General features: G+C 52.1%; 6 protein-coding genes. 4 read left to right on the plus strand and 2 right to left on the minus strand.

The genetic code is table 11. The features are described 5' to 3' along the window. On the plus strand, positions 1-233 hold a 233-nt coding region (locus R6U67_RS14915), incomplete at its 5' end, for a hypothetical protein (RefSeq protein ID WP_410253282.1). A 7-nt stretch (positions 234-240) separates the two neighbouring features. Here the strand turns inward: R6U67_RS14915 and R6U67_RS14920 are convergent. Further along, a complete protein-coding gene (locus R6U67_RS14920; protein WP_410253283.1) occupies positions 241-1,137 on the minus strand; it encodes a hypothetical protein in 897 nt (298 codons plus the stop codon). Between the two features lie 228 nt (positions 1,138-1,365). Between R6U67_RS14920 and R6U67_RS14925 the strand changes: the two genes are divergently transcribed. From R6U67_RS14925 to R6U67_RS14935, 3 genes are all read left to right on the plus strand, one after another. Continuing rightward, positions 1,366-1,728, plus strand: a complete 363-nt coding sequence (locus R6U67_RS14925; RefSeq protein ID WP_410253287.1) for an NAD(P)H-quinone oxidoreductase subunit M — start codon at positions 1,366-1,368, stop codon at positions 1,726-1,728. A 143-nt stretch (positions 1,729-1,871) separates the two neighbouring features. Next, entirely contained in the window at positions 1,872-3,263 is a 1,392-nt protein-coding gene (locus R6U67_RS14930) for a DUF2157 domain-containing protein (protein WP_410253284.1), read from the plus strand. Next, positions 3,260-3,916, plus strand: coding sequence for a GDYXXLXY domain-containing protein (locus R6U67_RS14935; protein ID WP_410253285.1), 657 nt, complete (start codon positions 3,260-3,262; stop codon positions 3,914-3,916). The genes R6U67_RS14930 and R6U67_RS14935 overlap by 4 nt, the downstream gene beginning before the upstream one ends. Before the next feature lie 164 nt (positions 3,917-4,080). On the opposite strand, the gene proS is transcribed toward R6U67_RS14935, so the two are convergent. Next, positions 4,081-5,883, minus strand: a complete 1,803-nt coding sequence (gene proS / locus R6U67_RS14940; protein ID WP_410253286.1) for a proline--tRNA ligase — start codon at positions 5,881-5,883, stop codon at positions 4,081-4,083. Positions 5,884-6,238 lie beyond the last annotated feature (355 nt).

The following is a 6,238-nucleotide window of genomic DNA, read 5'->3' on the forward strand; positions in this document are numbered from 1 at the left end:
CTTCTGAGACAGAAACCTCTGAGACAGAGACTTCTGAGACAGAAACTCCTGAGGCGGAAACTTCTGAGACAGAAACCTCTGAGACAGAGACTTCTGAGACAGAGACTCCTGAGACAGAAACTCCTGAGACAGAAACTCCTGAGACAGAAACTTCCGAGACAGAGACTCCCGAGACACCCCAGACTGATTCAGAAGACGGGGAGAACGGCGATAATAGTGATCCGCCGAGTTAAAGAACAGCTAATCTGTCGCCTGATCAACTTGTTCAGCGCGTTGTTGAGCCACGCGACTATTTTGGCGATAGAGTTGGGTGCGATCGCGAGCGGTTGGGTAGCGCGAATCATCGGAGGGAACTTCAGCCATGAGATCAGCGGCCCGTTGCCATTTGGCGGCTAAATCGAGCCATTCAGCGCGGCTTTGAGCCGTTTGTCCGGCAAGAGAGGCCTGTTCTGCCAGACTAACCGCTTGAGCAAAGGGGTCGCTCTGAGTTGCGGGAGGCGGGGAAGGATCGGTTTGGGGCGTTTCTGGCTCCTGGGGAGGGATATCTGTTGACTCTGACGGGAGAGATACGATCCAGGTTCGGTAGGCCCAAAAGCCGCCGAGGAGCAATACAATCACAACGATAACCGCCCCAATCAAGGTTTGGCGATCGCGCTCGGGGTTACGAGGTTGTGAGGGTTGCAGCCGCCGAGGTAAGGCGACTTTACGAGGGCCGGTCGGAGTTCGCCAAGTGGTTAGGAGTCGTTTGAAGAGATTAGGCCGTCGAATCGAGATCGGCTCGGACCATAACAGTTGATTTTCAGGATCGCGACGGATTTCATCGAGCCAAAGCAGTTGGTCTTCTCGTGCAACTCGACAGTTGACATTCACGCGGCGAATGTTGCGCGGAGAAACACTTTCGAGGATACTTTGAATCCGCTCAACCACTTCTTCCATCTTCAGGCCGTCCGCCTGGGGAGACTCACACAGAAGTTGCAGCCAACCGTCAGCAAAGACGGCCCGAGTCCGCACACCGAGATCGGTCAGGTTATCATTTAACACCTGAACGATGGCGGCAATACTTCCCTGGCGGGCCTGCTGAACAATGTTGTCTGCTGGATCGACCAGACGAGGCGATCGCACAAACGGGTCTTTCACGTCGTTTTCTTTGAACCATGACCAACTACTGCCCTCAATCCTAGCAGGAGTCTCGCCGGATCTCCTCCCCTAAACGGTAGAAACCTTGTCTGCATCGGCAACAGACCGTTACAATGTCGGTACAATCCGCGAGTCAAGCCGCTGTCAGACGGTCTTTACCGTGAATTTGCCGATTCAGTTTATTGTTCTATTTGTTGTTCGACTTGTTGTCCTATGTCCATCTCACCTGTGCTGCTCAAATCCACGACCCGCCACATTCGCATTTTTACGGCTGAAATCGAAGGAAGAGATATTGTCCCCAGCCCTGATAAACTCACCCTAGACATCGATCCCGACAATGAACTGGTTTGGACTGATGAGACGGTGCAACAGGTGTATGACAAGTTTGAGGAATTGGTGGCCGCGAGTGCGGGCCAGGATTTAAACGAGTACAATATCCGCCGCATTGGCTCGGATTTGGAGCATTTTGTGCGATCGATGTTGCAACAGGGGCAACTCAGCTATAACCTCGGTGCGCCGGTTCGCAACTATAGTTTAGGACTTCCCCGAGTCGATGAAAACGAAAATCCCCTCATGCAATCTCCCTCTTAGGGATGTTTTAGGAACGGCTTGGGACAGTTTTTGAGTTGTTTTCCGTTCTCTTTCCTATTAAGAAACTGTCTATTCCCGAGGGTCATATCGGTCATCTGAGCGTAAGCTAAGGACAACCTGATTATAACGGGAGTCAGTTTGATATGGCTTCGGAGAAATTTCGCCGCCAACTTCGTCAAGAGTCGGAGCAATGGTGGAATGAGGGCTTAATTGATGCCCAACTATACGGAAAACTTGCTGATCGCTATGAGTTTGAGGAGATTGAATCTCAGGCTCGCGGTCAGTTTACGACCATCCTGATTAGTCTAGGAGGGATTCTTCTCGGCTTAGGGGTGATTACATTTGTCGCGGCGAATTGGACGGTTTGGAGCCGCGAGGTCAAGGTCATTTTATTAATGGTGACCTTTTTGGCGATTAATACAATTGGCTTTTATTTATGGCGATCGCCCGCTAAAAATGGCCTAAAAAAACTGGGGGCGGCTTTACTTCTTTTGGGAGGATTGACGTTAGGGGCTAACATTTCTCTCGTCTCCCAGATGTTTCACCAGACCGGCGAACTGTACCAACTTTGTTTGGTTTGGGGATTCGCCGTCTGGCTGATGGCCTTGAGTTTGGCGATGCCGGCCTTGAGTATTTTATCGCTGCTCTTAGTGGGGTTTGGCTACCTACGGGGGACGATTGACGCAATGAATGTTAGTGATCTGTCATTCTATCAGTTGGCGATCGTTCATATGCCCCTGTTGAGCCTGGTTTTGTTTCTACCCCTCGCTCATCGTAGCCGCTCTCGCGTCACATTTGGTTTGGGGGCGTTGCTGTTTAGCCTGTCATTTTTCATGAACCTGACAGCGATCGCCAACTGGAAACTAGAGGTGGCGATCGTACTTCCAGCGGCGCTTCTATGGGGCTATAGCGCCCAATCTCCCCGAAAATGGATTGAACCGTCATTTCAGGCGATCGCCCGCAATATCGCCTTAATTTGGCTGGCTGTTATTTTTTACGTTCTCTCATTCAACGGCTGGGCCTCGATCTCAATGGTTCCAGAGATGTTCAGATTCTCCTGGGTGACTCATGTGATGGTCGATTTTCTCATCTGTTCGAGCCTAGCCATCTGGCTGTGGCTGAAACTGGGCCGTCGTTTGGCCAATTTTAGTCTCACTCAGGAGCGATCGCTCAATACCGGAGTCATCGCCATCATGATACTCCTGACGGGGGGAAGTCTTTACGTGCATTTAAACCTCACCCCCCTGGTTGTCCTCGGGCCATTACTGTTCAACATTCTCTTTTTCGTCCTCTCCATCGCCGCCATCCGAGATGGACTGGCCCTGGGCAGTCGTCGCAGCTTTTGGAGCGGTATGATCCTGCTCATTGTCGGGATTATGACGCGCACCTTGGAATATAACACCGGCCTGGTCACCAAGGCGATCGTCTTCGCCGCCTGTGGCGTTGGCGTAATTTTGGCCGGACTTTGGTTTGAACGCAACATCGGGCAAACCAAACGACTCTCCTCACCGCAACTCCAGGAACACAACTCATGACTCAGCCAACAATTACCACGTCCCCCGAAACTGAACCTCAACTTCAGCCACAATCGAGCAAACGTCGCCTTCCCCAATGGCGTTTTTGGTTACCGTTGTTGTTGCAAGGATTGCTCATTTTAGCGGTTCCCGCTCGTGATGCCCATACTGTTATGACGGGGACTCCCGTTGTCCTGCAAACGGCTCCCGTTGACCCCTATGATTTTCTACGGGGCTATTATCAAACCCTCAGTTATGAGATTTCTCGGCGAGAGGTGTTAGAGCAACTTCCCGGCGGCGATGAGGTGTTTCATTCCCCGAACGGTTACTCGCAGCAGTCCTTCGACTTTTACGTGATTCTCGAAGAACCCAGCGAGGTCGCCAATCCCGGCGAACCGCCACGTCCCTGGACTCCGGTCGCCGTCAGTTCAGAGCCTCCCGAGAATCTCCCCGCGACCCAAATTGCCCTCCAGGGACAAGCCCGCAATTGGCAAATTCTCTACGGCTTGGAACGCTATTATATGCCCGAAGATCAACGCAATGATATTAACAATCACATTCGCCAAATTCAAGTTGATGAACCTGAAGCCTTTGTGGTGCAAATTAAGGTGAGTAATGGTGCTCATGCGGTTCCCATCAGTTTATGGGTTGGAGATGAGAATTATGAGTTTTAGAAGAAGGGAACAGGGGAGAAGAAGGCAAGAGGCATAACCCACCCTTAACCCCTCCCAAGAGGGGATGGCAAGAGGGAATAGGGAAAAACCCACCCCGCCCTCCGGGCACCCCTCCTGGGAGGGGATAGCAGGTGGCTTGCCCTGTTCCGACGGGGTTTGCGATCTTAAGATTGACTCGCTTCGAGCCAGGTTCTCAGAGTTGAGACAACTTGGGAAATCTCCAGTTCTTGTTTCTCCTGGGTGGCCCGTTGTACCACTTCAACCTTGCCGTTGGCGATCGCCCGCCCGGTAACCACGCGATAGGGAATCCCCATCAAATCGGCATCTTTGAACTTCACGCCGGCCCGTTCTTTGCGATCGTCTATGAGAGTTTCCACTCCGGCGGCGTTGAGTTCTTCGTATAGTTGTTCGGCCACCTGCATCTGTTCTTCGACATTGATATTGGGAACGGTAATGATGGCATGATAGGGGGCGATCGCCGGATTCCAAATAATGCCATCCTTATCATGAGACTGTTCCACGGCCGATTGGGCTAAACGAGATACCCCAATTCCATAACAGCCCATCACCAGGGGATTCCCTTTCCCGTTTTCAGCGGTAAACATTGCACCCAGGGCTTGGGAATACTTGGTTCCCAACTGGAAGATATGCCCTACTTCAATGCCTCGGGCGGTTTGTAGGGTGAACTCGGGGTTTTTGAGACAGCGATCGCCCGCCATAGCCTTATCTAAATCCAGCAGAGGCGGACAGGTAAAGGACTGGCCCCAATTGGCCCCCACCACGTGATAGCCCGTTTCATTAGCACCTGTCACGAAGTTTGTCAAGTCTTTTACGGTATTATCTCCTAAGCGTAAAAACTTAGGATGAACCTGTTTTTGGGGCTGAATCCAATCATCTCCTAAATCCGGGGCAATATAGCCGAGGGGGAGAGGTTTTGCCGCCCATTTTTGTTGCGCCTCGGCATCAGGAACCTCCAGAGACATCAGGGCGTTGGCTTTATAATCTCCAGCGCGGCGAGTCAGTTCATTTTGCAGTTTGACTTCATTCACATCGCGATCGCCACGAAGACTCACCAAGACCAACACCGTAAGTCCCGTATCATAAACCGCCTGATAGAGAACATTTTTCACCACCTGAGTTGGCGAACAATTGAGCATCTCACAGACTGAGGCGATGGTGGCGGTGTCGGGGGTATCCCGTTTCTCGTAGCTGGTGAAAGCCGAGGGTTCAGCATCGGGGGGAAGCGAGACCGCTTTTTCCACGTTGGCGGCGTAACTTCCATCCTCGACATAGAGAACTTCATCTTCCCCAGCCTCCGCCAGAACCATAAACTCTTGGGAACCGGACCCACCAATGGCCCCAGAATCGGCTTCAACGGCTTGGAAGGCTAAGCCACAGCGACGGATGATATTGCGATAGGCCTGGTCCATATCAGCGTAGGTTTGTTTGAGGCTGTCCTCGTCGGTATGGAAGGAATAGCCATCCTTCATAATGAACTCCCGGCCGCGCATCAAGCCGAAGCGGGGGCGAATTTCGTCCCGGAACTTGGTTTGAATTTGATAGAGGTGAAGGGGAAGTTGGCGATAGGATTGGATACAGTCGCGGGCGATCGCGGTAATGACTTCTTCATGGGTGGGGCCGAGTCCCATATCCCGGCCTTGGCGATCGGTGAGGGCGAACATAATCCCTTCTGCCTTAGTATAGGTGTCCCAGCGTCCCGACTCTTGCCATAATTCGGAGGGTTGCAGTTGGGGAAGTAGACATTCCTGGGCGCCGGTGGCGTTCATCTCCTCGCGGACAATGGCGGACACCTTCTGCAAGACGCGCCACATCAGGGGGAGGTAGGCGTACACGCCACTAGCGACTCGTCGGATGTAACCGGCCCGCAACAGGAGTTTATGGCTGGGGATTTCTGCCTCGGCGGGGTCTTCGCGCAGGGTGACGAGGAGCATTTGGGACAGTCGCATGGGGTTTGGCTCAGCTTACTGATGGGCGTTTGTTATCTTACTACGGTTTTCGGGCGGTCTGGGCTGCCAGTTTCTTCTTCATGGCTTCACCTCGTCAATGAGCTTCCGCACCGCCGCTTCCAACCCCGGCAGGTACAACACCACCGCATCCCACATAGGTGTTGAGTATATCTACTCATTAGCTTATCTGAGATGCACCCAGTGCTTGACAAAATCCTCTTAAATGGAGTACCCTTACAGACAAGAATTCAAGGCTTAGCAGTAAACCTGTATTGCATTGTCAATTATAATCTTGCGTAAAGCTTACCAATGCTAATTCTATGGAAGTTATAAAAGACGCTTCAAATATTTATCC

Origin of the sequence: Sodalinema sp. (assembly GCF_046483825.1) — a bacterium.
Classification (GTDB): domain Bacteria; phylum Cyanobacteriota; class Cyanobacteriia; order Cyanobacteriales; family Geitlerinemataceae; genus Sodalinema.

Coding starts and splice junctions, on each gene's coding strand:
- R6U67_RS14930 (WP_410253284.1), top strand. CDS start 1,872: ATGGCTTCGGAGAAATTTCGCCGCCAACTTCGTCAAGAGTCGGAGCAA.
- R6U67_RS14935 (WP_410253285.1), top strand. CDS start 3,260: ATGACTCAGCCAACAATTACCACGTCCCCCGAAACTGAACCTCAACTT.
- proS (WP_410253286.1), bottom strand. CDS start 5,883: ATGCGACTGTCCCAAATGCTCCTCGTCACCCTGCGCGAAGACCCCGCC.